Here is a 23,381-nt window from a genome sequence, read left to right on the forward strand (position 1 = left end):
AGCCGCGACGGCATGACGCCAATGAGTCTGCCGTCGCGGTGTTCAAGAGAGAGATACGGCACGTTAGCGCTGCTCGTCACGCTCGCCTGATCCATAGCGGCGATAGCACGCATCGAATTCCGGCAACTCGGGCAACGCGTCCAGCAACGTGCGGGTATAAGGGTGCGCAGGCGCGGAGAACACCGTTGCGACGGGGCCGCTCTCCACGACCCGACCGCTCTTCATCACGATGATGCGGTCGGACACATGATGGACGACGGCCAGATCGTGCGAGATGAACAGCATCGAGGTTCCGTGCTCGGCCTGGAGTTCGGCGAGCAGATCGAGCACCTGCGCCTGGATCGAGACATCGAGCGCGCTGACGGGCTCGTCGGCGACGAGCAGCGCCGGATTCGGAGCGAACGCACGCGCGATCGCGACGCGTTGACGCTGTCCGCCAGACAGCTCGCGCGGGTAACGGTCGATGCAGGCGGCGCCGAGCTTCACCTCGTCGAGTGCCTGTAATACCCGCCGGCGCCGTTCGGCGCCGCGAACGTTGGCGGCATCGAGGCTCTCGGCGATGATCTGGCCGACCGTGTAGCGCGGATCGAACGAACTGTACGGGTCCTGCGCGATGAGCTGAAGACCGGGACGTCGGCTCCTGCGCCTCGCTTCCGGCACCGCGCTCCACGGCTCGCCGTCGAGCAGCACCCGGCCGATGTCGGGCGCCACCAGGCCGAGGACGATCTTCGCCACGGTCGTCTTGCCGGACCCCGATTCGCCGACGATGCCGAGCGTCTCGCCTTTCGCCAGCGTGAACGATACGTCATCCACCGCGAGCGGAGCGTCGGCACGCGAGCCGTACCGCTTCGAAACCGATTCGACCGACAGCACGTGCGAGCGGGCGTCGATGTGTTTTTCAGGCAACGGCATGCGGCTGAGTACGCGCGGCAAGGTGCCGTCGTCGCGCGCCGGCTCCGCCGCTGCGAGACGATAACCGCGCGATTCCACAGTGGGCACGGCTTGCAGCAACAGGCGCGTATAGGGATGATTGGGCGCGGCAAGCACCTCATGCGCGGGGCCTTCCTCCACCACGCGACCCGCTTTCATCACCAGCACGCGATCGGCCAACTGGCCGACGAGCGCCAGATCATGGCTGATCAGCAGCAGTGCGTCGCCCGCTGCACGGCGCTGATGCAGCAGTTCGAGAATCTGCTTTTGAACCGTCATGTCGAGCGCGGTCGTGGGCTCGTCCGCAATCAGCAGCGCCGGGCGTCCGGCGATGGCCGTGCCGATCAGCACGCGCTGGCGCAGTCCGCCGGAAAGCTGATGCGGATAGTGCGTCAAACGGCGCGCGGCGTCGGGAATACCCACCGATTGCAGGATCTCGATGCTGCGCGCGTCGATTTCACTGCGCCGCAGTTTGGTCTGCGCGCCGAGCGCTTCGGCGAGCAGGCTCCGAACCCGGCAAAGCGGGTCCAGCGAGATCAGCGCGTCCTGCAGCACATAGCCGATCTCGCGGCCGCGGATGCGGCGCCATTCGCGCTCGCTCAGGCGGCGCGCGTCGCGGCTCGCGATGTCGAAGCGCTCCGCGCTCAGTTCGGCGCGCGCGCCGTTCAGGCCGATCAGGGCACGCGCGGTAACGGACTTGCCCGAGCCCGATTCGCCGACCAGCGCGACGCATTCGCCGGCCCGTATCGTCAGATCGAGATGGGACACGACGGTTTTGACTTCGCTGCGCGTGCGAAATCCGATAGTGAGGTTCCTGACCCGCACGATGGGCGCATCGTGCGACGCCGCCGCGATGCCCGGCTCGAAAGCGGGTTTCATGAATACTCCCGTCCTTCGAAGCGGGCCTGCCAGTAGCGGCCGAGCGCGCTCACCGACATGACCGTCAGCGTGATGGCGATACCCGGCCATACGGCAATCCACCAGGCGTTGTAGAGATAGTTGCGGCCTTCGGCGAGCATCAAGCCCCATTCGGCCGTGGGCGGCTGCGGGCCCATGCCGAGAAAGCTCAGACCGGCCGTGCCGATGATCGCGCCGCCGAGTCCGAGGGTGGCGAGAATCGGCACCTGGGCGACGGCATGCGGGAGGACGTGGCGCCAGACCAGCACCGGGAATGTCAGGCCGAAGGTGCGCGCCTGTTCGACATAGCCGGACTCCATCACCACGAAGGTCTGGCTGCGTACGACACGCGCGAAGCGCGGAATCGACGCGACGCCGAGCGCGACGATGAGGTTGAACGTGCCGGGTCCGGTGAACGAAATGAGCATCAAGGCGAGCAGCAGGTCCGGGAACGACGAGACGACGTCGAGCAGGCGGGTGATCAGTTCGTCGAGCCAGCCGCGCGCGAGACCCGCGATCAGGCCCGCGACGGTGCCGAACAGCGCCGCAATGACGATGGCCGCGGCGCTGATGCTCAGCGAGTAACGCGCGCCGTGAATGACTCTCGAGAAAATGTCGCGTCCAAGCTGATCGGTGCCCAGCCAGTGTTCGCCGCTGCTGCCGAGTTGCGCGGCGAGCGGATCGGCCGCGAGCGGATCGGCGCGCGCGAGCCACGACGGCTCGAGCGTGGCGAGCGCGCACAACAGCAGATAGCTCGCGGCAAGCACGAGGGGCGAATGGCGCAACGCCCAGCTCGAGGCACGACTGATCGCGAGGGACGGAAGGTATGAAACGGATTCGGTCGACACGGCGGCTTTCCTCAATGGCGCGTGCGCCGCTCACGCAGGCGCGGGTCGATCAGCAGGTAGAGCAGATCGACGACCGTGCTCAGCACGACGTAGATCAGTGCGGAAAAAATGGCGATCGCGAGAATGACCGGCATATCCTTCGCGAGCACCGCATCCACGGTGATCTTGCCGAGGCCGGGACGGCCGAAGACCTGCTCGGTGATGACGGCGCCGCTCAGCAGCCCGCCGAAGAGCCAGCCGGCGAGCGTCACCGCGGGTAGCGCGGCATGGCGCAACGCGTGACGAAAGCGCAGTGCGCTGCCGCTCACGCCCCACGAGCGCACGGTCAGCGCGAAGGGTTCGTCGAGCGCCCGGGTGAGCCCATGACGCAGCACCTGGCCGACGACCGCTCCCTGCGCGAGACCGAGCGAAACGGCGGGCAAAACCAGCGACGCGAAGCCCCGGTCTCCGGCAACGGGAAAGAGCCGCAGCGTGAAGCTGAAGATGAACAGCAGCACGATGCCGAGCCAGAACGACGGCGTCGATGCCAGCACGAGTTCGATGCCCGACGCCAGCCGGCCGCCCCAGCGCCGGCCCGCCGTCAGCACGGCAAGCCCGACGGCGAAGACTATCGTCACGACGAGCGCGCAGCCGGTGAGCTTGAGCGTCGGCCATAGTTGGCTCGACACGAGCGCGGCGACGTCCGTGTTGAGGATGTACGAGCGGCCGAAATTCCCGTGCAGGACGCGCCACAGGTAGTGCAGATACTGAAGGTAAAGCGGTTCGTCGAGTCCCCATTCCTGACGGATCGCCGCTTCGATTGCCGGCGTGCTGACCTGTTCGCCGATCAGGAGACTGACGATGTCGCCGGGCGCCAGTTGTATGGCGGCGAACGACAGCGACACGGCTGCCCACAGCACCAGCAGTCCAGTCGCGATGCGCGTGAGCCCCGGCGAGCGCGGCAACGCCCGCAAGCCGCGCGCTACGCGGCGCAGCCCGTGTTTCGGCGCGGCGAGGGCGGGGTGCGACGTTCGCTCGGCGGCGAGCTCGGGCAGTATGCGTGGCGGATTCATGTCGGATTACCTGGCGTCGAGCGGCGCGGAGGTCGCGTTCAATGGCGCGTGAGCCAGATGTCGTACGGGTTCTCCGGCATCTGCGCGAACGGGCGAAAGCGGATGCCCTGCACGTAGGTTGCCGCCGCGATCTGGTCCTCGGGTTCGTAGAGCGGCACGGCGAGCGCCTGCTCCTTGATCGCGAACTGCTGCAGCTCGCCGTAGGCCTTCTTGCGTTCCGCGGTGTTTTGCGTGCCGGCGGCGGCTTGCAGCCACCGGCTCAGTTCGGGTGCCGGACTGCGGCTGTAGTTCAGCGCACCGCCGCGGTCGACAGGAAGATAGTGGCCTTCGATGTCGATGCCGTCCGGCGGCGTGTTGGAGTTCGCGATGGCGCCGAACTTGCCGCTCTTGCGGACGTCGGTGTAAGTGCCGTCGTCGACATAGTTGATCTTCAGGTCGACGCCCAGACGCTGGCGCGCCTGGGCCTGTAGCGCCTGCAACAGCACGTCGCGCTGATCGCGCACGGTGGCTTGCGCCTGGATCACGTCGATGGTCAGGCGCTGCGCATGCCTGGTCCTGAAGCCGGCGCTGTCGCGCGTGCTCCAGCCGGCCCCGTCCAGCAGCGAATTCGCGAGCGTCGGGTTGTTGCCGTAGGCCTGTTCGATCCGCCTGTCGTACAGCGGGTCGATCGGCGACACGATGCCCCACGCGCGGGTGCGCTGCCCGCGATAGATCGACTGGATAATGCCGCCGACATCGAGACCTTCGAGCAGCGCGCGACGCACCTTGGGGTCCTGCGTCGGACCATACGTCACGTTGAGAAACAGCGAATAGGGCGTGCCCGTGTTGAGTGCCTGCCGGTAGCTGAAATCCGGATTCTTGCGGATCAACCCGGCGTCGTTGCCCGACACGCCTTCGATCACGTCGACCTGTCCCGAAAGCAACGCGCCTGTGCGAACCGACGATTCGGGCAGGAAGCGATATACGACGCGATCCAGATACGCCGCGCCTTGATGGCCGGTATTCGCGGGAGCCCACCTGTAGTCGGGATTCTTGACGAACTCGATCTCCTGGCCCTTATCGTATTTGTGCAGGATGAAGGGACCTGTGCCCGCTATGCCGATGCCGCCGGCCTTGAGATTGGGGCGGTCGAACGAAGCGGGCGATAGCAGCGGCAAGCGAGCCGCGAACGTGAGGAACGGCGAGTACGGTTCCTTCAGTGTGATCTCGACCGTGCGGCTGTCCGGCGTGGTCACGGCCGCGACGTGCGAAATCAGCGTGGCGAGGCTGCTGCCTCCCGAGTAGGCCGGCTCGCGCGCATTCAGGAAATTGCGGGCGACAGCGGCGGCGTCGAATGTCGCGCCGTCGGAGAACTTCACGCCTTCGCGCAACGTAAAGGTATAGGTCTTGCCGTCCGCCGATACCTTGTATGCGGTTGCGAGCCACGGCACGAAACTGCCGTCCGCGTTGCGGGCAAGCAGGTTCTCGTATGCGTTGCGCAGCAGCAGTTCGACCTTGTCCTGTCCGTTGAGCTGCGGATTGAGCGTGCGAGGTTCGGTCTCCACGCCCCAATTGAGCGTGCCGCCGGCGACAGGCGCACTTTGCGCGCTCAATGCGTGCTGTGCCGCGAATGCAAACACAACCGCGAGGGCGGCTTGGCGCAGCGAAACGCGATGGTTGAATCCAGACGCCCGCCATGAGAGATTCATCGATTAATGCCTTCAGGAATGTTCAATCGTGGAGTGAGATCCGCGCCGCGCGGCGCACGGAATCAGGATGTGGTGAGCTCGTCGCGAGAGGGGCGTCTCGCCTCGGGCAGATCGCGATAAATATCCGCGATCAGAATCTTGCGTAGCCACACGAGCGGCGTACCCAGCGCGTTGATGGAGTGGCGAAAGGGCTCATAGCCGCGGCGCTCGTAGACGTTGCGCAGCCAGGGATGCCCGACCGCCGTCGCGAGATAGACGGCGGGCGCCTTGATCTGCGCGCGCAGGAACGCGGTTTCGACGTGATCCAGCAATGCGCTGCCCGCGCGCTGGCGCTTATAGCGTTCGGAAACGGCAAACCAGTGGATGAAGGGATACGGCGGCGCCTGCTCGTCCTGAGACAGCCAGGGAAATCGCACCGTCAGCGTGGCGACGATCTCTGTTTCCGCATGCGGCGAATGCGTGCGTTCGAGCACGAATGTCGATTCGCGCAGAACCTTTTCGCGGACCTGTTCGAACGGCGTGCGAGTAATCGTGAAGTGAATGCCCTGCTGCGCGAGCGGCGCATACGACTGTTGAAGCAGACGATAAAGTGCCGGTGCATCGTCGGCAGTGGCAACGCGGACTGTGTCTTTCATCGCTGAGTCGCTGGAATCGTTTCAGCCGCGCGCCGCTTCGGCGGCGTGCGGCGTTTCGCCGTGCAGGAGCCCGCGCGCCAGCAAACGCACCGAGGCGATACGTTGCGTGGCGTCCGTCACCGGGTTGTCGATGATGAATTCCTCCACGCCATAGCGGTCTTGCAGTTCGCCGAGCGTGTCATGGACGGCGTCGGGCGTGCCATGCACGATATGCGTCTCGCGCTCGTCGATGCGATGGGCACCGCCGCCTGCCTGGCGAACGAACTCTTCGGCCTGGGCGATGCTGCCCACCGTTACCGGCTGTTGATCGCCGACTTGCACGCGAAAGCGCCGTGTGTCCGATGCGAGCCGCGCTGCTTCGTCAGCGCTTTGCGCTGCGATGACGGAGATGGCCAGCAATGGCTTGCGTCCGTTCGATGCCGCGCGATAGCGCCCGAAAGCGCGCTCGATCTCGTCCGGTGCGCCGTTGATGTGCGCCGCGTACACGAAGTCCCAGCCAAGCCAGGCCGCGAGCGCCGCGCTTTCGATGCTCGCTCCGAGCAGGAAAGGGCGCGCAGGCGACGGCGGCAGCGGCGTGGCTCGCAGAACGGAACCAAACTGCTCCTCGCCGTCCGCGGCACTGTGTTCAGGATTCCCGGCGGGGCGATCGACGAGATGGCCGTTCAGCTCGAATGCAAGCGCCGCGAAATCCGGTTTGTGCGCGGGGTCGTGCGCGGATTGCAGCGCGCGCGTCGAGAGCGGCAACCCGCCGGGCGCCTTGCCGATGCCGAGATCGACGCGGCCGGGAGCGAGCGAGGCCAGCAGATTGAAATTCTCCGCGACCTTGTACGGACTGTAATGCTGCAGCATCACGCCGCCCGAACCGACACGTATGCGACTTGTGCGCGCAAGGATATGAGCGATCAGGATTTCAGGCGAAGGACAGGCGAGTTGACTCGTGTTGTGATGCTCGGCCAGCCAATAGCGCCGGTATCCCCACGCCTCCGCATGGCGCGCGAGGTCGATCGTGCGCGTCAGTGCCTGGGTCGCTGTCTCGCCTCGTGCGATAGGGCTCTTGTCCAGCAGGCTCAAAGCGTAGGCGGTCATTGGAAGTTCTGGAAGTGCGACATGGGTCGGGCTCGCGCGGCCTGGTGAGCCGATCTGATTAGTATGGCGATGGTATTTCTCCGTGAACGGCACGGTCAAACAATCAAGAAGAATAAGCAAAGGCAAAAAGATTGGTTCAATGCGGCCGCGCCGACCGATGTTTAGTGAAGCCAATATCGATACACTCGAAAGCCGCGCCTGATAACGCGGGTCACTCTCATCGGCTTTGGAAGACAATCGCATGCATGATCGAATGAACTCGCTTGTTCGCGGACAGTGCGAAACAATGAGCGGCGCAGGCAACGGGACGATGCCTTGTCACGCAGTGAGGTGCGGCTGATGTGCGCTGCGAAACGGAGAAAACTGAAGACGCTCGTCGGCGCGGGCAGCGTGTTGTTCGCGAACGAAGACGCCGAGCGGCGGCGCGGCGCGAAACGTGCGGCCGATCTGGCTCGCAAGGCAGAGGCCGCGAAGATCACGGGCCTCTTCACCGCCGATCTTCTCCAGGCCGATGCCGAAGGATTATCGGGTGGAACGGGCAGTCAGGAGCCGATCGTGGCGCTGGCGGGTTTGAGTCAGGTGACCTCGGACATCGGGCTGGTCGCGACCGTCTCGACCACGTACCATCATCCCTACAACATCGCGCGCATGATCGGTACATTGGATCATCTGAGTGGCGGGCGTGCCGCGTGGAATGCGGTGACGTCTTCTGTCGGCGAAGAGAACTTCGGCGATTCCGGATTACCCGATCCCGCAAGGCGTTATGCGCGCGCGACCGAATTCATCGAGGTCGTGAACGCGCTGTTCGATGCCAACGATACGACGGCGGCGCGGCGCACCGCGAGCGGCGCGGTTGCCGTCGATCCTCGCAAGCTAAAGCGTATCGACTATCGCGGCCAGCATTTCCAGGTGCAAGGGCCGCTCAATGTTCCGCCACCGCCGCAGCGCCGTCCTGTGCTGTTTCAGGCCGGCCAGTCGAAGCAGGGCGTCACGCTCGGCGCGCGTTATGCCGAGGTCGTCTATACATCGCAACCCACGCTGACCGACGCGGAGGCGTTCGTCACCGCATTGCGTCGCGAGGCAATCGAACTGGGACGCGTGGACGGCGGACCGTTGATCATGAACTCGTTTCACTCGGTGATCGGTGAATCGGATGCGGACGTCGCACGGCGCTTGCGCGAGAAGCATGAGCGCATCGACTTCCACCAGGGGCGCCTGAAACTCTCCGACATGCTCGGAGGTGGACTCGATCTGAGCGATTTTCCTCTCGATCGGCCGCTGCCGGCCGAGGTACTTCCAGATGTGGGGAACGTCAATCGCCGGCGCGGCCGCGTGGAGATCTTCCGCCGATATGCGCTGCAAGGCATGACGCTGCGAGAACTGATCATAGAGGCACAGGAAACGGGACACTGGTTCGTGGCCGGCACACCGGAGCGCCTCGCGGATGCCATAGAGGAACGTTACCGCGCCGGCCTCGTGGACGTCGTTTCGCTGCACGGACTCGGGCAACCGGACCAGGAAGATCTGCTTCTGAATGGCCTGTTGCCGGAACTGCGCAAGCGCGATCTGCTCGACGCGGATTACCCAGGTGGCGACTTCCGCTCCAACCTCGAGTTGCCCGCACTGCCATAGGAGGTTTCATATGCACCTGAATCCGATCGTCAGCGAAATCGATTTCGACGTGCCCGGCCGGCACACCGGTTATCTCCGTCTCCCGCACTCGGTGCATCGTTCCGCATACGGCTGGCTGCCCATACCGGTTGTTTCGATCCGCAATGGAAGCGGGCCTGTCGTGCTCGTGATGGCCGGCAATCATGGCGACGAATTCGAAGGGCAGATTCTCGCCGCGCAACTCACGCGCGAGATCGATCCCGCGTATGTAACAGGTCAAATCATCGTGTTGCCGGCCGCCAATGCGCCCGCGGTGGAACAGGGTCTACGGACATCCCCGATAGACGACGGCAACCTCAACCGCGCGTTTCCCGGCGACCCGCGAGGCTCTCCCACGCAAATCATCGCGCATTACATCGAGCACGAACTGCTGGCGCGCGCCGACTATCTGATCGATCTCCATTCGGGCGGAAGTTCACTGCTCTATCACGGCGGCAACCTGCTCGCGATCGAGCCGCGCGACGAAGCCGAGAAAGCGCGGCTGATCGATTTACTGAATGCATTCGGCTTGCCGAACGCATTCATTCATCGCGAGAATTCCGTGCACGCGGCGGCAGCGGCGCGCCGTCGAGGCGCGGTATCGATCACGACCGAACTGGGCGGTGCGGGAACGGTCGACCCCACGCTGATTCGCGAGGCGCGCCAGGGGCTGCTGCATTTCCTCGGCCATGTGGGTCTGCTGCATGGACCGCTCGTGCCGGAATCGCCGCCTGCGAGTACGCGTTTCAGACGCGTCGCCGGTGCGCGGCACTACGTTTATGCCTACGACAGCGGCGTTTACGAGCCGCTTGTCGAACTCGGCGAACGAGTGAGTCATGGGCAACCCGCTGCGCGAATCCATTTCCCCGATACGCCATGGCGCGAGCCTGTGATTCGCCATTTCGACAGCGACGGAGAAGTGGTCTGCAAACGCGTGCCCGCGCTGGTCCGACGAGGCGATTGTCTGTTTCATCTTGCCGAGGACGACGCGTCGTTCTCCGCGGCGCCCGCGCGGCGATGATGTTCTATTGACGGATACGATGCGCCGGTAACCGAAAGCGCTGCGCGGGCAATCGAACGGACATCAAAAAACATTCGCCGCAGCGGCACCATATTCATATACCAATTGCTTGTTTAGCCGTCGAACGACGGCGCGCTATCGTGTGAGCTCCCGAAGACAAGCCGGCACGTCCGGTCGATCGTCATGAGCCTTAGCGTTGTCGATACCACTCCGCTCGATCCGCTCGCCGCGCCTTTGCTGAGCGCTTTACAGCGCGAGTACGCCACGCGCTACGCGTCGTTTCACAAGGATAACGGCGAGTCGGCCGCGCAGGAAATCGCGCGTTATCCGGCCGAGGCGTTTGCGCCGCCGGAGGGCGCATTCATTCTGCTGCTGCGGGACGGCGCGGCGATCGGCGGTGGCGCGTTCAAGCGCTACGACGCGCGCACCGCGGAACTCAAGCGTGTCTGGACGCGCGACGATGTGCGCCGCCAGGGTCTCGCGCGCCGCGTCGTGCAAGAGCTCGAACAACGTGCGCTCGCTCAGGGTTACACCCGCGTTTATCTGACCACCGGCTTCCGGCAGCCCGAAGCGTGGGCGTTGTACACGAATACCGGCTACGCCAGCCTGTTCGACACGTCCTTGCCGCCTGAGGTGCATGTTCATTTGCGCTATGGCAAGGATCTGCTAGCTCCGGGCCGCATCGATACCCTCGACGATCTTCGCGCGAAAGAAGTCCACCTCGCGACCCGATAAACCGACCTGCAATTCCCATAGAGAAAATGACGATGAGATTGCGCGCGCATCTTGCAACGCTTCTATTGGCGAGCATGGCCGGCATCGCTCCAGCCCTCGCCGCCGAGCCGGGCTTCGATCTGAGCCCGGCGCAACAGAACCGGATTCGCGGCACGCAGGACCCGGCCGCCATCAAGGCCATACCTTCGAACTTCGGCTTCGTCGCGAAGAATGCGTTGACGGTGGGCATCGTCGTTGGTCATCCGCCGATCAGCACCTACGCGAGCGACGCGAGGACGGTAGTCGGATTCGACCCGGATCTCGCGCAACTGATTGCGGACAGTCTCGGCAAGCATCTCGACGTCGTGATTCTCTCGTGGCCGGACTGGCCGCTGGCCCTTGTGTCGGGCAAGGTCGACGTGGTGATTTCCAACGTCACGGTAACGGAAGAGCGTAAGGCGAAGTTCGACTTCTCGACCTACCGGCAGGATCAGATCGGCTTCTATGTGAAAACCGACAGTCCGATCAGGCAAATCGCGGAGCCGAAGGACGTTGCCGGTCTGCGGATCATCACCGACGCCGGGACCAATCAGGAAAAGATCCTGCTGGAGTGGGACCGGCAGAACGTCGCGCACGGACTCAAGCCGGTTTCCGTGCAGTACTACGACGACGATGCGGTGAAGTCCGTCGCGCTGCAGTCGGGACGGGCGGACGCGATTTTCAGCGTCAACGCGGTGCTTGCCTACGATGCGGCGAGGCAAGGCAAGACGCGTCAGGTCGGCACGTTGAGCGGCGGCTGGCCGCGCACGGCGGAGGTCGCGGTGACGTCGCGCAAGGGCAGCGGTCTCGCCGATCCGCTCACCATCGCGCTGAACGATCTCATCCAGAACGGACAGTATCGTTCGGTGCTCGCGCGCTGGCATCTCGAGTCCGAGGCGATCGGGAAGGCGGCGACCAATCCGCCGGGTTTGCCGAAGTCGTGACACGCGGGGTGATCCTCTTGCGAGCGCGAACGCATCACCCGCTTCGATCTTTTTCTTCTGTGTGGCGAACGACATCATGAGTAAGCACATCCCATTCGGCATCATGCTGCAAGGCGCCGGCAGCCACATGAACGCGTGGAAGCATCCCGCCGGTCCCGCGGATGCCAGCGTCAACCTGGATTTCATGATCGGGACGGCGCAGAAAGCCGAAGCTAACGGCATTGCGTTCGCATTCGTCGCGGACGGTCTCTACATCAACGAGAAATCGATCCCGCACTTCCTGAACCGCTTCGAGCCTGTTTCGATCCTGTCGGCACTCGCCACGGTCACGTCGAAGATCGGTCTCGCGGGTACGGTTTCAACGTCGTATAGCGATCCGTTCACGGTCGCACGGCAGTTCGCCTCGCTCGATCTGATCAGCGGCGGCCGGGCCGGCTGGAACGTCGTCACGACGCCGCTCGAAGGCACCGCCAGGAACTACGGCGGATCGCATCCGGAACACGCGTTGCGCTATGAAATCGCGGACGAATACCTGAGCGTGACACAAGGGCTGTGGGACAGTTGGGATGACGATGCATTCGTGCGTGACCGCGAGCGCGGCGTGTTTTTCGATCGCGACAAGTTGCACGCGCTGAATCACGAGGGAAAATTCTTTCAGGTAGCGGGGCCGCTCAATATCCAGCGTTCACCGCAAGGGCAGCCGGTGATCTTTCAGGCCGGCTCGTCGGACGCAGGCATCGCCTTGGCGGGCAAGTATGCCGATGCGGTGTTCACGCATTCGGTCTCGGTCGAGGAGACGCGGCTCTTCGCGCAGCGCGTCAAGGACAGCGCCGCGGCGCAGGGGCGCAGCCGCGACCACGTGAAGATCTTCCCCGGCATCGGCCCGATCGTCGGCGCGACGCATGAAGAAGCCGAAGCGAAGTACCGGGCGATTCGCGATCTGCTCAATATCGATGAAGCGCTCGCCTATCTGGGCCGCTTTTTCGACCATCACGACTTTACGCAGTACCCGCTCGATGCCCCGTTCCCCGAACTCGGCGATATCGGCAGAAACAGCTTCCGCTCGACGACCGACCGCATCAAGGCCAATGCGCGCAACCAGCGGCAAACCTTGCGCGAAGTCGCGCTCGAAGTCGCGACGCCGAAGACGCATTTCCTGGGGACGGCCGAACACGTGGCCGATGAGCTCATTCGCTGGATAGAAGCAGGCGCCGCGGACGGATTCATTCTCGGCTTCGCGGTGCAGGCGCAGGGCCTCGACGATTTCGTCCGTTACGTGATACCCGAACTGCAGCGGCGCGGCCGTTACGAAACGACGCTCGCGGGCGCGACGCTGCGCGACCATCTTGGCTTGCCGCGCAAGGAAAGCCGCTACACGCTGACCGAGACTGCATAAACAGACACGAGCGCGCACCAGACGGGCACCAAACGGGCACCAGAACGAACACGGTACGAACGATGAACGAAGCCGCTAAAGTCGCCGTACAGGCGCCGGGTTCCGTGCAAGGAGAATTGCAACGGGACCGCAACCGATATCACGTCGTGCCCGCGAAGCATCGCGCGCGCACTGCCGGCGCGGCCGTCGCGGCGATCCTGATCGCGCTCGTGCTCGACTCCGTGCTGGGTAATCCGCGCTGGGGCTGGGGCGTTTTTGCCGAATGGTTTCTGTCGGAACCGGTGCTCTCGGGACTTGGGCGAACACTGCTGCTCACGGCGCTGGGTGCGTCGATCGGCTTCGCGCTCGGCATGCTCATCGCGCTGGCAAGAGTCTCGCGTTCTTCGCTTCTGGCAGGCAGCGCGTGGGTCTTCGTGTGGTTGTTCCGCTCGATTCCGCTCATCGTGCTGCTGCTTATTCTGAACAACCTCGGCTATCTGTACGAGACCATCAGCATCGGCATTCCCTTTACCGGCATCGCGTTCGCACACTGGCCGACCATCGAGGTCATCAGTCCTTTCTGCGCGGCCGTTCTCGGCCTGACGCTCAATCACGCCGCTTTTTCAGCGGAAGTGATTCGCGGCGGGATTCTGTCGGTCGATCAGGGGCAGCTCGAAGCGGCTGCGGCGCTGGGGCTGCCGCGGCTTCGCCAGGCGAGACGCATCGTGCTGCCGCAGGCCATGCGGGCCATCGTACCGACCGCGTTCAACGATCTCATCTCACTGACGAAGGGATCGGCAATGGTCTATGTGCTGGCCATGCCTGAACTGTTTTACACGGTGCAGATCATCTATCGGCGCAATCTCGAAGTCATCCCGCTGCTGATGGTGGCGACGGTGTGGTATCTGATCATCCTCACGGTGCTCTCGGCGATTCAGGTGTATGTCGAACGCTATTTCTCGCGCGGGGCCACGCGCAGTACAACGTCGTCCCCATTCGACGATTTAATCAAGGCGCTTGCAGGGTTTGTTTTGCGTCGGCGGCCGCGTCGGCGCGAAACCGCGTTGTCCGGCGACTCGCGGCCTGCCGTCGCGCCGATTGATTCGGAGATCGCCGGCGATGCGAATCCGTGGATCGATCAGCGCGCAGGCGGCGAGGTCGTCATCCACAACGTCTCCAAGAGCTTCGGCACACTGAAAGTGCTCGACAACGTTTCGCTCACCATGCGTCCCGGCAGCGTGACGGTGATCCTCGGTCAATCGGGCTCCGGCAAGTCGACGTTGCTGCGCACGATCAATCATCTCGAACGCGTCGACGACGGCTTCATCGATATCGACGGCGAACTGATCGGATATCGCCGTGAAGGCATGACGCTCCACGAACTGAAGGAGAGGGACGTGCTGCGGCGTCGCGGGGACGTCGGCATGGTTTTTCAGAACTTCAATCTCTTCCCGCATCTGAGCGTGCTGGACAACCTCGTCGAGGCGCCTGTCGCGCTTGGCCGCCTGCCGCGCAAGGAAGCGGAGCGGCTCGCCCAGGGTCTGCTTGCGCGCGTCGGGCTGGCGGATAAGGCGCACGCGTGGCCGCGGCAATTGTCGGGCGGCCAGCAGCAACGGGTCGCGATTGCTCGCGCATTGGCGTTGAGGCCAAAGGTGCTGCTGTTCGACGAGCCGACATCCGCTCTCGATCCCGAACTGGTGAACGAAGTGCTCGACGTCATCGAGGAGCTGGCGCGCTCCGGGACCACGATGGTGATCGTCACGCATGAGATCGGCTTTGCGCGGGAGGTGGCCGACACCATCGTGTTCATGGATCGCGGCCGGGTGATCGAAGTCGGTCCGCCGGCGAGCGTGCTGAACGAACCGCAACATTCCCGCACGCGCGAATTTTTGTCGCGTGTGCTCTGATAACTCTTTCTTCGCAACACGATGATCAACAGGCGAACATTCGTTATGACGGGCATCGCGGCGGGGTTGGCGGCGATCGGCGGCGCTCATGCCGCGCCGACCGGCATCGACCTCAGTCCGCAACAGCCGGGACGTCTACGTACCGGCAAAAACGAGCAGGCGATTGCGGCGCTCGCGAATCGCTACCGGTTCGTGAGGGAAGGGTTCTTTACAGTCGCCATCTCGCCGCACGGCCCGCCCACCGCGACCTATGCGACGGATGCGCGAACCGTCGTCGGGTCGGATGCGGACTACGCGCAACTGATCGCCGACGCGCTGGGGCTCAAGCTCGACATCGTGCCGATTGCATGGGTCGACTGGCCATTGGGTTTGACGTCGGGGAAATACGACGCGGTCATCTCGAACGTCGGTGTAACGGAACAGCGCAAGGAGAAGTTCGACTTCACCACGTACCGTCAGGGCTTGCATGGTTTCTACGTGCGAACCGCCAGCCCGATACGCGGCATCGCGGAGCCGAAAGACATCGCGGGCCTGCGCGTGATCACCGGCTCGGGGACGATTCAGGAAAAGATCATCCTCGAATGGAACCGGCAGAACGTCGCGAAAGGTCTCAAGCCCGTCGAGCTTCAGTATTTCGACGACGACGCGGCGAGCCGCGTTGCGCTGCTTTCCGGTCGAGCGGACGTCGAGTTCAATCCCAATGCGCCGCTTGCGTACGACGCCGCGCGAAGCGGCGCGATTCGCCAGGTGGGAACCGTGAATGCGGGCTGGCCCGCGAGAGCGGACGTTGCGATTGCAACACGCAAGGGCAGCGGACTCGTCGACGGGCTGACACTCGCGACCAACGGTGTGATCGCCAACGGGACTTACGCGCGCTCGCTCGCGCGCTGGGGGATTCAGGCCGAGGCGCTGAACCGTTCCGAAAGCAACCCGCCGGGCCTGCCAAAATTCTGACTCAACGCCAATGACCTTCCGTTCCATTCTTTCCGGCGCGCCGCTGCGTCGCGCCATGTTGCGTGTCTCGCGTCTCGGCGTCCCGGTGGTACTGGTCGGCGCGCTGCTGATGAACGGCGCGCCCGTCCACGCGGCGCCGACAGGCACGCTCGTGTTCTGCTCCGAAGGCAGCCCCGCCGGGTTCGATCCGGGCCAGCACACGACCAGCACCGATTTCGACGCGAGCACCAATACGGTCTATAACGAACTGGTGCAGTTCCGGCGCGGCACGCTCGATCTCGAACCCGCCCTGGCGACGAGTTGGGACATTTCCGCGGATCAGCGCATGTACACGTTTCATCTGCGCGGCGGCGTGAAGTTCCATACGACCGCATGGTTTCGCCCGACCCGCGACTTCAACGCCGACGACGTGCTGTTTACGTTCAACCGCATGCTGCATGCCGATGATCCGTTCCGCAAGGCCTACCCGGCCAGTTTTCCGTATTTCAGCGATCTGGGTTTCGACAGGAACATCGAGAGCATCGAGAAGGTCGATGCTCTCACGGTGCGCTTCCGGCTCAAGGAGCCGGACGTGATCTTCGTGCGCAATCTTGCGATGAGCTTCGCGTCGATTCTGTCAGCCGAATATGCGGAGAAGCTGGGCGCGGCGCATCGCGAGGCGGACATCAATCAATTGCCGGTGGGAACGGGGCCCTTCGTGTTCCGCTCGTACCAGAAGGACGCGCTGATCCGCTACGACGCCAATCCCGGCTACTGGCGTCCGGACGACGTCAAGCTCGCGCATCTGATCTTTGCGATCACGCCTGATCCGGCGGTACGTATCCAGAAGCTCGCGAGCGGCGAATGCCAGGTGTCGGTATTTCCACGTCCCGCCGATCTGGAGGTTCTGAAGCGAAACGCCGCGCTTACCGCCGTTTCGGGCGTCGGCTTCAATGCGGGCTTCGTCGCCTATAACACGCAACATGCGCCGCTCAACCGTGTGGAAGTGCGCCGCGCACTCGATATGGCCATCGACAAACCCGCGATCATTCAGTCGGTTTTTTCGGGCAATGCGACCATTGCGTCGAATCCGATGCCGCCTGCCCAATGGTCGTACAACAAGCAGTTGAAGGACGCGCCGTACGATCCCGCAAAAGCCAAGGCGCTGCTTGCGCAGGCGGGCTTTCCCAACGGTTTCGAGATTTCGCTGTGGGCGATGCCGGTGCAGCGTCCATACAATCCCAATGCGCAATTGATGGCGCAACTGATCCAGCAGGACTGGGCGAAGATCGGCGTGCGCGCGAAGATCGTGAGTTACGAGTGGGGCGAATATAACCGCCGCGCGAAGCAGGGCGGCGAACACGACGCAATGCTGTACGGCTGGTCGGGCGACAACGGCGACCCCGACAACTGGCTTGGCACCTTGCTCGGGTGCGATGCGGTACACGGCAGCAACGTGTCGAAATGGTGCGATCCGGCGTTCAACGCGTTGATCGACAAGGCGCGCGCGGCGGCGAACGTCGACGAGCGGACGGCGCTCTATCAGCAGGCGCAGGTCATCTTCAAGCAGCAGGTGCCGTACACGCCGATCGCGCATTCGATCGTCTCTCTGCCGGTGTCGAAGCGTGTCAAGGGGCTCGCGTTTTCGCCGCTCGGCAGTCATCGCTTCGAAGGCGTGTGGTTGGAGTGAGGGTGGACAGGCCGGCATGCCCGATCCGCGATCCGAACAGCGATTCGGCATGGGCCGGCCCCGTTTGGCTTCCTGCCGGTGTATCTGTTCGGGCGGCGGCAGCGGGATGACAGCAAGGTCTGGACGTCGGCGCGGTTCATCACGTTCTAGCCTTCCTGCGATACCGGCCACCAGGTTTTAACCTTCGCGCAGCGATGACTGGCGGCTCAGGCAGCGGGCAGCGCCGCGCCGATACCGCTCAGCAATTCGTCCCGCACGCGGGCTAGCGATGCGTCGCGCCGATCGCGCGGCCGGGGTGCGGCAATCTCGACGTCTCGCCCGAGACAGCCCGCGCCGTTCCTGCCGGATGGCGCGAGCAACAGCACGCGATCCGACAAATACAGCGCTTCGTCGAGATCGTGCGTGACGAGCAGCGCCGCGGTGCCGTGCGCCCGCGTGAGCGATAACAATAGATCCTGCAGCCGTGTCCGGGTGATCGCATCGACGGCGCTGAACGGTTCGTCGAGCAGCAGCAGATCGGGCCGTGGGAACAGGCCGCGTGCCAGTGCGACGCGCTGCGCCATGCCGCCGGAGAGCTGCTTGGGCAACGTCTTCTGGAGACCGGCGAGACCTACCTCGCCGAGCAGTTCCGCCACGCGCGGATCGGTGCCTCGTTGCGGCCGGGCGGAAAACGCGACATTGTGGCCGACGTTCAGCCATGGCAACAGGCGAGGCTCCTGGAAGATCACGCCAACCCGCGCCGATGGTCCGCGTTGCGGCACGCCGTCGAGCAGGATCTCGCCATCGAAGTCGCGGTCGAGACCCGCGATCGCGCGCAGCAGGGTGCTCTTGCCGCAGCCGCTCGGCCCCACGAGGCTCACGATTTCGCCGCGTCCGATTGCGAACGTCACGCGTTCGAGCACGGTGCGTCCGTCGTAGCCCTTGCTGACTGCGCGGACTTCGAGCAGAGTTGGTGCGTTCGGCTGCATCAGCGCGCGCTCCGCGAAGAACGTTGATCGGTTGCCGTGTCGCGCCACGACAGCGTATGCGCCTCGATCGCCTTAAGAACACTGTCGCTGAGCTTGCCCAGCAACGCGAGCAGCAGGATCGCGCCGAACACGAGGTCGGGGCGCCCGGTCTCGCGCCCATCGCTGAGCAGGTAGCCGAGTCCGCGGGTGGCCGCGATCAGTTCCGCCGCCACCATGAACATCCATGCGAGACTCAAGCCCGTGCGCAGTCCGGTGAAGATCTGGGGGAGCGAGGCGGGCAACAGGATGCGTGTGAAAAGCGCACGCTGATCCAATCGATTGACTTCACCGAGTTCGATCAGTTTTCTGTCGACGTCGCGAATCCCCGCCACGACGCTCAATTGCACCGGAAAAAACGCGCCGATCGCGATCAGCGTGATTTTCGGCGCCTCGTCGATACCCATCCACAGCAGGAGAATGGGCACCCACGCAAGCGACGGAATCGCGCGCAGTGCCTGAAACGCCGGATCGAGCAACGCGTCGAGACGCCGGCTCAAACCCATCGCCGCGCCGAGCAGCAACGCGAGTGCGGCGCCGAGGCCGAAGCCTGCCAGGACGCGAACGCAGCTTGCCCCGATATGACGACCGAGGCGGACGCCGCCGAGCTCCCACAGTGTCTGCGCGATGGCGCTCGGCGCCGGCACCAGATGTTCCGGCAGGACCGACAGGCGAACCAGCACTTCGACAACGGCAAGGAAGCCGAATGGCAAGGCGAGGCCGGCGATGCGCCAATGCCTGAGCGGGTCGCGCGGGCGCGCGAGCGCGCGGCGAACGGGTTCGGCTGAGCCGCGGTTGGGGAGCGCGAGCGAATCGTCGGCGGCTATGCTGATCTGACGGACTGTGCGGCTCATGTGTCGTTACTTGCCGCTGCTCGTCGCGATAACCGGTTGTGCTGCCTTTACGTCGATCAACGCATCGATCACGGCGTTCAGATCGGTGCCGGGTTTGACCAATTGCTCGCGCACGAGGAGCGGCGCGGCGGCTTTCAGCGCAGCCAGTTGCCGTTCGCCGGGCTGAGGTTGACTGAAATCGTTGCGGCTCAATTGCAGTCGGGCAACCGGCAGCGACAGCTTCGAATCCTCCGCGACGATTTTTGCCGCTTCGTCCGGATGGGCGGCGATCCACAGGCGTGCTTTCTCGTATGCCTTCAGCACGTGAGCCAGCGTATCCGGATGCGCGTTGATAAAGTCTTGCCGCGCATTCAGAAAACCCCACGTGTTGAAGTCCACGTTGCGGTAAAGCAGGCGGGCGCCGTCGTCGATCTGCGCGGCCGCCATATGCGGATCGAGACCCGCCCATGCGTCCACCTGACCGTTCGCCAGCGCGACGCGTCCGTCCGGGTGTTGCAGGTTGACGATCTCGACGTCGTCGCGCGAGAGGCCTGCAGTGTGCAGCGCACGCAACGTGAAGAGGAAGGGATCGGTGCCCTTGGTTGCGGCGATTTTTTTGCCTTTCAGATCGGCAAGCGTCGTGATCGATGAATCCTTGCGCACGACGAGCGCCGTCCATTCGGGCCGCGAAAAGATATACACGGCACGAATCGGATTGCCGTTCGCCTTGGCGAGCACGGCGGCGAGGCCCGCGGTCGAACCGATGTCGATGGCGCCGCTGTTCAGATATTCGAGCGCGCGATTGCTGCCGAGACTCAACACCCATTTGACTTGCGTATGATCGGGCGCGAGTTCCTGTTCGAGCCAGCCATTGCGCTTGATGACGAGGCTCTCGGGCGAATAGTACGCATAGTCGAGTTTGAGTTCGGCCGGCGGCGCAGCCTGCGCTGCAACAGGCGCGAGGGCGGCAATAGCGGCTATAGCGACCGCGGCAGACGCGAGAGAAGCGGCCAGTCCGGCCAGCAGACGGCGCGGCTTCTGTACGAATGCACCCCGGGAGACTGTCATTGAATGGTCCTTGAAACCGTATCGTTGTGACCGGTCAATGTAATCAATGCACAGGCGCAAGCGAACCAATAAAAGCTCACAACCAAAGCACGGCGTCCGCAATAGCGGCAATCATCTGCGTCTGGTGAATCTTTCCTTTGTCGATCGCCCGGCGATCCTGGACCATCAATCAATTCTGGTATCGATATGTCGGCAGAGACTAAGCCCGGCGCCATATTCAAATCACAAATGATCGTTTCTGCCGCGCTCGAATCGCCGCTAGCATGGTTCGCTTGAAGGCTGCTGTGATTACAGGCTAGTCGATCGCATCGTTCAGGAGAGCGCCACGGAAAACGCAACGCACCAACGGATTGCCGGCGTCGCGGCGCAGCCGGCAGGCAGCGCTTCGCGCGCACCGCTGTTAAGCGTCACGGCCGTGACGAAACGCTTCGGCGCGACGCTCGCGCTGTCGAACCTCGATCTGTCGATTCATCCGGGCGAGGTCGTCGCGTTGATGGGCGCGAACGGAGCGGGCAAGTCGACGCTCGTGAAGATCCTGAGCGGCATTTATTCACCCGACAGCGGCGCGTTGACGCTCGACGGCAAACCGTACCGCCCCGCGTCCGCGCAGGCCGCGAAGCAACTCGGCGTCGCGACGGTGCACCAGTCGATCGCCGATGCGGTCGTGCCCGCGCTGTCGATCGCCGACAACCTGCTGCTCGAGCGCCTGTGCGATCCGGGTTCGCCGTGGCGCGTGCCGCCTGCCGCGCGGCGCGCGGCGGCCCGGCCGCTCGCGGAACGCGTCGGTCTGCGGATCGACCTGGCGGCGCCGCTGGGTTCGCTGTCGCTCGCGAATCAGCAACGCGTGACGCTGGCCCGGGCGCTCGCTTCACACCCCAGGCTGCTGATTCTCGACGAACCCACCGCGAGCCTGTCCGCCGCCGAAGCCGAGCGGCTGTTCGCGCAGCTCGAACCGTTGCGGGAGGAGGGCGTCGCGATTCTGCTGGTCTCGCATCGCATCGGCGATTTGCGGCGCATTGCAGACCGGGTCGCGGTGGTGCGCGATGGACGCCTGGTTGCCGACCTTCATCCGCCGATCGATTTCGACGCCGCCGTCGAAACGATGATCGGCCGCCCGTTGCCGGATCCGCGCAATCGGCGGACGGCCGGCACGCTGCCGCTCGAACCGTCGTTCAGCCTGCGCGATTTCCAGTTGACGCCGCACAGCGTGCCGTTCGACCTCGACGTGCGACGCGGCGAGATCGTCGCGATCGCGGGTCCGGTCGGCGGCGGCAAGTCGCGGCTCGCGAGCGCGATCTTCGGCGCGACGCGCGCGAGCGGCGGCCGCATGCTGCTCGACGGACAGCCGTGGCGTCCGCGTTCGCCAGCCGCGGCGATTCGCGCGGGCGTGTTCCTCGCCGGCGAAGACCGTTGGCGGTCCTCGCTGTTTCCCGACAGCGTGCCGTTCGCGTCGATCGCGGGCACGCTCAGCTTTCCGTTCCTATCGCGCTGGTTCCGGCGCGGCGCGGTGAAACGGGCGACGGAACGCGAAGTCGCTACGCAGGCGATCGCCAGTTTCGGGATTCGCTGCACCGGCCCCGACGATCGCCTGACGCGTTTGTCGGGCGGCAATCAGCAGAAGGTCGTGCTGGCCCGCTGGCACGTCGAACCCGCGCGGCTGCTGCTGCTCGACGAACCGTTTCAGGGCGTCGACGCGGGCGCTCGCGCCGACATCGCCGATACGTTGCGGCGCCATGCGCCACAGCGCGCGACGATCGTGTTCGTCAGCGATCTCGAAGAGGCCTTCGAGATCGCCGATCGCGTGGTCCGCTTCGATCGCGCGACGCTCGATCATCATCCCACCCACGACCTGAGTGCTCTTTCCGATCGATGAAATCCGTCACCCCTTCCGTTGTGCGCGATGCGGCCGGCAACCGCCGTGCGCGTCCCGCGCTGCGCGGCCTACGTGGCTTGCGTGGCTTGCGTGGCTTGCGCGATCATCTGGAGCGCACCGGCATCCTGCTGGTGCTTGCGATCCTGATCGCCGTGTTCGCGACGAAAGAACCCGCGTTCCTGAACATCGACAACCTGTTCAGCATCCTCCAGGCGGTATCGATCGTTGCGCTGCTCGGGATCGGCGTGACGATCACGCTGGCCGCGGGCGGCTTCGATCTTTCGGTCGGCAGCGTGGCCGCGTCGGCGCAGATGGCGGCGAGCTACGTGCTGATCGTTTGGCATGGCGGGATGCTGGAAGCGGTCGCCGCGTGTCTCGTGCTCGGCGTGGCGGCCGGCCTGTTCAACGGCCTCCTGATCACGCGGCTGCGCGTGCCGGATCAACTGGCGACGCTCGGCACGCTGTTCCTGCTCGCCGGGCTGCAATTGATTCCGACCGGCGGGCGCTCTCTTGCCACCGGCACGATCTTGCCCGACGGCACCGAGGCGAGCGGGATGTTCCCCGACGCGTTTCTGGCGCTCGGCCGCCTGCGTCTGTTCGACGTGGTGCCGTTGCCCGTGCTGGTGCTCGCCGTGCTGACCGTGCTCGCGTGCATCGTGATGGAAACGACCCGCTGGGGACGCGTGATCTATGCGATCGGCGGCAACGAGACGGCCGCGCGACTCGCGGGCGCGCCGAGCGCGCGTTACCGGATCGCGGCCTACGTGGCGTCGGGCGCGATCGCGTCGCTGGGCGGCGTGCTGATCGCCGCGCGGGTCGGGCGTGGCGATGTCAGCGCCGGTCACTCGCTGCTGCTCGACGCGGTGGCGGCGGCGCTGATGGGTTACGCGGTGTGGGGCGCGAAGCGGCCCAACGTGTTCGGCACGGTGGTGGGCGCGGTGTTCGTCGGCGTGTTGCTCAACGGGCTGACGATGCTCAACGCGCCTTACTACATGCAGGATTTCATCAAGGGCGTGCTGCTGGTGCTCGCGCTGGCATTCACGTTCAGTGTCGGGCGGCGCGCGGACTCGCGCGCCTGAGCCGCCCGCGAGCGGCCACGGCCGCGCACGCGCACGCGCTGCGCGCAAATCCTTTGCATCCGCCAAGGAATATCGATTGCGGAATCGTTCAGTTTGCGCGCGTGATGGCCGCTGA

The 23,381-nt window shown here is 64.5% G+C and carries 19 protein-coding genes; 10 read left to right on the plus strand and 9 right to left on the minus strand.

The features are described 5' to 3' along the window. Positions 1–63: 63 nt before the first annotated feature. The 6 genes from BUE39_RS07465 to BUE39_RS07490 form a co-directional block, all read right to left on the minus strand. The gene (locus BUE39_RS07465) at positions 64–1,809 is read right to left on the minus strand and encodes a dipeptide ABC transporter ATP-binding protein (protein ID WP_073428012.1); all 1,746 of its coding nucleotides are present in this window, start codon (positions 1,807–1,809) and stop codon (positions 64–66) included. Further along, positions 1,806–2,612, minus strand: coding sequence for an ABC transporter permease (locus tag BUE39_RS07470; protein ID WP_235004824.1), 807 nt, complete (start codon positions 2,610–2,612; stop codon positions 1,806–1,808). Before BUE39_RS07470 ends, BUE39_RS07465 begins: the two co-directional genes overlap by 4 nt. A 74-nt stretch (positions 2,613–2,686) precedes the next feature. Further along, a complete protein-coding gene (locus BUE39_RS07475) occupies positions 2,687–3,727 on the minus strand; it encodes an ABC transporter permease (RefSeq protein WP_084561370.1) in 1,041 nt (346 codons plus the stop codon). A gap of 38 nt (positions 3,728–3,765) precedes the next feature. Then, complete coding sequence (locus BUE39_RS07480; RefSeq protein WP_084561371.1) at positions 3,766–5,415, minus strand: ABC transporter substrate-binding protein; 1,650 nt, start codon at positions 5,413–5,415, stop codon at positions 3,766–3,768. A 62-nt stretch (positions 5,416–5,477) separates the two neighbouring features. After that, entirely contained in the window at positions 5,478–6,050 is a 573-nt protein-coding gene (locus tag BUE39_RS07485) for a GNAT family N-acetyltransferase (RefSeq protein WP_073428013.1), read from the minus strand. Between the two features lie 21 nt (positions 6,051–6,071). Next, a complete protein-coding gene (locus BUE39_RS07490; RefSeq protein ID WP_073428014.1) occupies positions 6,072–7,136 on the minus strand; it encodes an LLM class flavin-dependent oxidoreductase in 1,065 nt (354 codons plus the stop codon). A 339-nt stretch (positions 7,137–7,475) separates the two neighbouring features. Here BUE39_RS07490 and BUE39_RS07495 point away from each other — a divergent pair, with 339 nt between their 5' ends. The 8 genes from BUE39_RS07495 (at position 7,476) to BUE39_RS07530 (ending at position 17,409) form a co-directional block, all read left to right on the plus strand. Continuing rightward, entirely contained in the window at positions 7,476–8,768 is a 1,293-nt protein-coding gene (locus BUE39_RS07495; protein WP_073428015.1) for an NtaA/DmoA family FMN-dependent monooxygenase, read from the plus strand. Between the two features lie 10 nt (positions 8,769–8,778). Continuing rightward, the gene (locus BUE39_RS07500) at positions 8,779–9,807 is read left to right on the plus strand and encodes a succinylglutamate desuccinylase/aspartoacylase family protein (protein ID WP_073428016.1); all 1,029 of its coding nucleotides are present in this window, start codon (positions 8,779–8,781) and stop codon (positions 9,805–9,807) included. A gap of 183 nt (positions 9,808–9,990) precedes the next feature. Then, positions 9,991–10,542, plus strand: a complete 552-nt coding sequence (locus BUE39_RS07505; protein ID WP_073428017.1) for a GNAT family N-acetyltransferase — start codon at positions 9,991–9,993, stop codon at positions 10,540–10,542. A 26-nt stretch (positions 10,543–10,568) separates the two neighbouring features. Beyond that, positions 10,569–11,504, plus strand: coding sequence for an ABC transporter substrate-binding protein (locus BUE39_RS07510; protein ID WP_412534848.1), 936 nt, complete (start codon positions 10,569–10,571; stop codon positions 11,502–11,504). 76 nt (positions 11,505–11,580) lie between these two features. Then, a complete protein-coding gene (locus tag BUE39_RS07515; RefSeq protein ID WP_073428114.1) occupies positions 11,581–12,900 on the plus strand; it encodes an LLM class flavin-dependent oxidoreductase in 1,320 nt (439 codons plus the stop codon). A gap of 62 nt (positions 12,901–12,962) precedes the next feature. Next, positions 12,963–14,786: an amino acid ABC transporter permease/ATP-binding protein gene (locus BUE39_RS35990; RefSeq protein WP_073428018.1), complete on the plus strand. Its 1,824-nt coding sequence runs from the start codon at positions 12,963–12,965 to the stop codon at positions 14,784–14,786. 21 nt (positions 14,787–14,807) lie between these two features. Then, on the plus strand, positions 14,808–15,740 hold the full coding sequence (locus tag BUE39_RS07525; RefSeq protein WP_073428019.1) for an ABC transporter substrate-binding protein: 933 nt from the start codon (positions 14,808–14,810) through the stop codon (positions 15,738–15,740). 10 nt (positions 15,741–15,750) lie between these two features. After that, entirely contained in the window at positions 15,751–17,409 is a 1,659-nt protein-coding gene (locus BUE39_RS07530) for an ABC transporter substrate-binding protein (RefSeq protein ID WP_084561372.1), read from the plus strand. Between the two features lie 206 nt (positions 17,410–17,615). Here the strand turns inward: BUE39_RS07530 and BUE39_RS07535 are convergent, their stop codons facing one another. The 3 genes from BUE39_RS07535 to BUE39_RS07545 are packed head-to-tail and all read right to left on the minus strand — an operon-like array spanning position 17,616 to position 20,314. Beyond that, entirely contained in the window at positions 17,616–18,377 is a 762-nt protein-coding gene (locus tag BUE39_RS07535) for an ABC transporter ATP-binding protein (protein WP_073428116.1), read from the minus strand. Further along, positions 18,377–19,267: an ABC transporter permease gene (locus tag BUE39_RS07540; RefSeq protein ID WP_073428020.1), complete on the minus strand. Its 891-nt coding sequence runs from the start codon at positions 19,265–19,267 to the stop codon at positions 18,377–18,379. The genes BUE39_RS07535 and BUE39_RS07540 overlap by 1 nt, the downstream gene beginning before the upstream one ends. A 6-nt stretch (positions 19,268–19,273) precedes the next feature. Continuing rightward, positions 19,274–20,314: an aliphatic sulfonate ABC transporter substrate-binding protein gene (locus BUE39_RS07545; RefSeq protein WP_084561373.1), complete on the minus strand. Its 1,041-nt coding sequence runs from the start codon at positions 20,312–20,314 to the stop codon at positions 19,274–19,276. Between the two features lie 397 nt (positions 20,315–20,711). On the opposite strand from BUE39_RS07545, the gene BUE39_RS07550 reads away from it, so the two are divergent. Both BUE39_RS07550 and BUE39_RS07555 read left to right on the plus strand, forming a co-directional pair. Next, the gene (locus BUE39_RS07550; protein WP_412534851.1) at positions 20,712–22,187 is read left to right on the plus strand and encodes a sugar ABC transporter ATP-binding protein; all 1,476 of its coding nucleotides are present in this window, start codon (positions 20,712–20,714) and stop codon (positions 22,185–22,187) included. Beyond that, complete coding sequence (locus BUE39_RS07555; protein ID WP_073428022.1) at positions 22,184–23,266, plus strand: ABC transporter permease; 1,083 nt, start codon at positions 22,184–22,186, stop codon at positions 23,264–23,266. Before BUE39_RS07550 ends, BUE39_RS07555 begins: the two co-directional genes overlap by 4 nt. Positions 23,267–23,381 lie beyond the last annotated feature (115 nt).

Source organism: Paraburkholderia terricola, assembly GCF_900142195.1.
Lineage (GTDB): Bacteria > Pseudomonadota > Gammaproteobacteria > Burkholderiales > Burkholderiaceae > Paraburkholderia > Paraburkholderia terricola.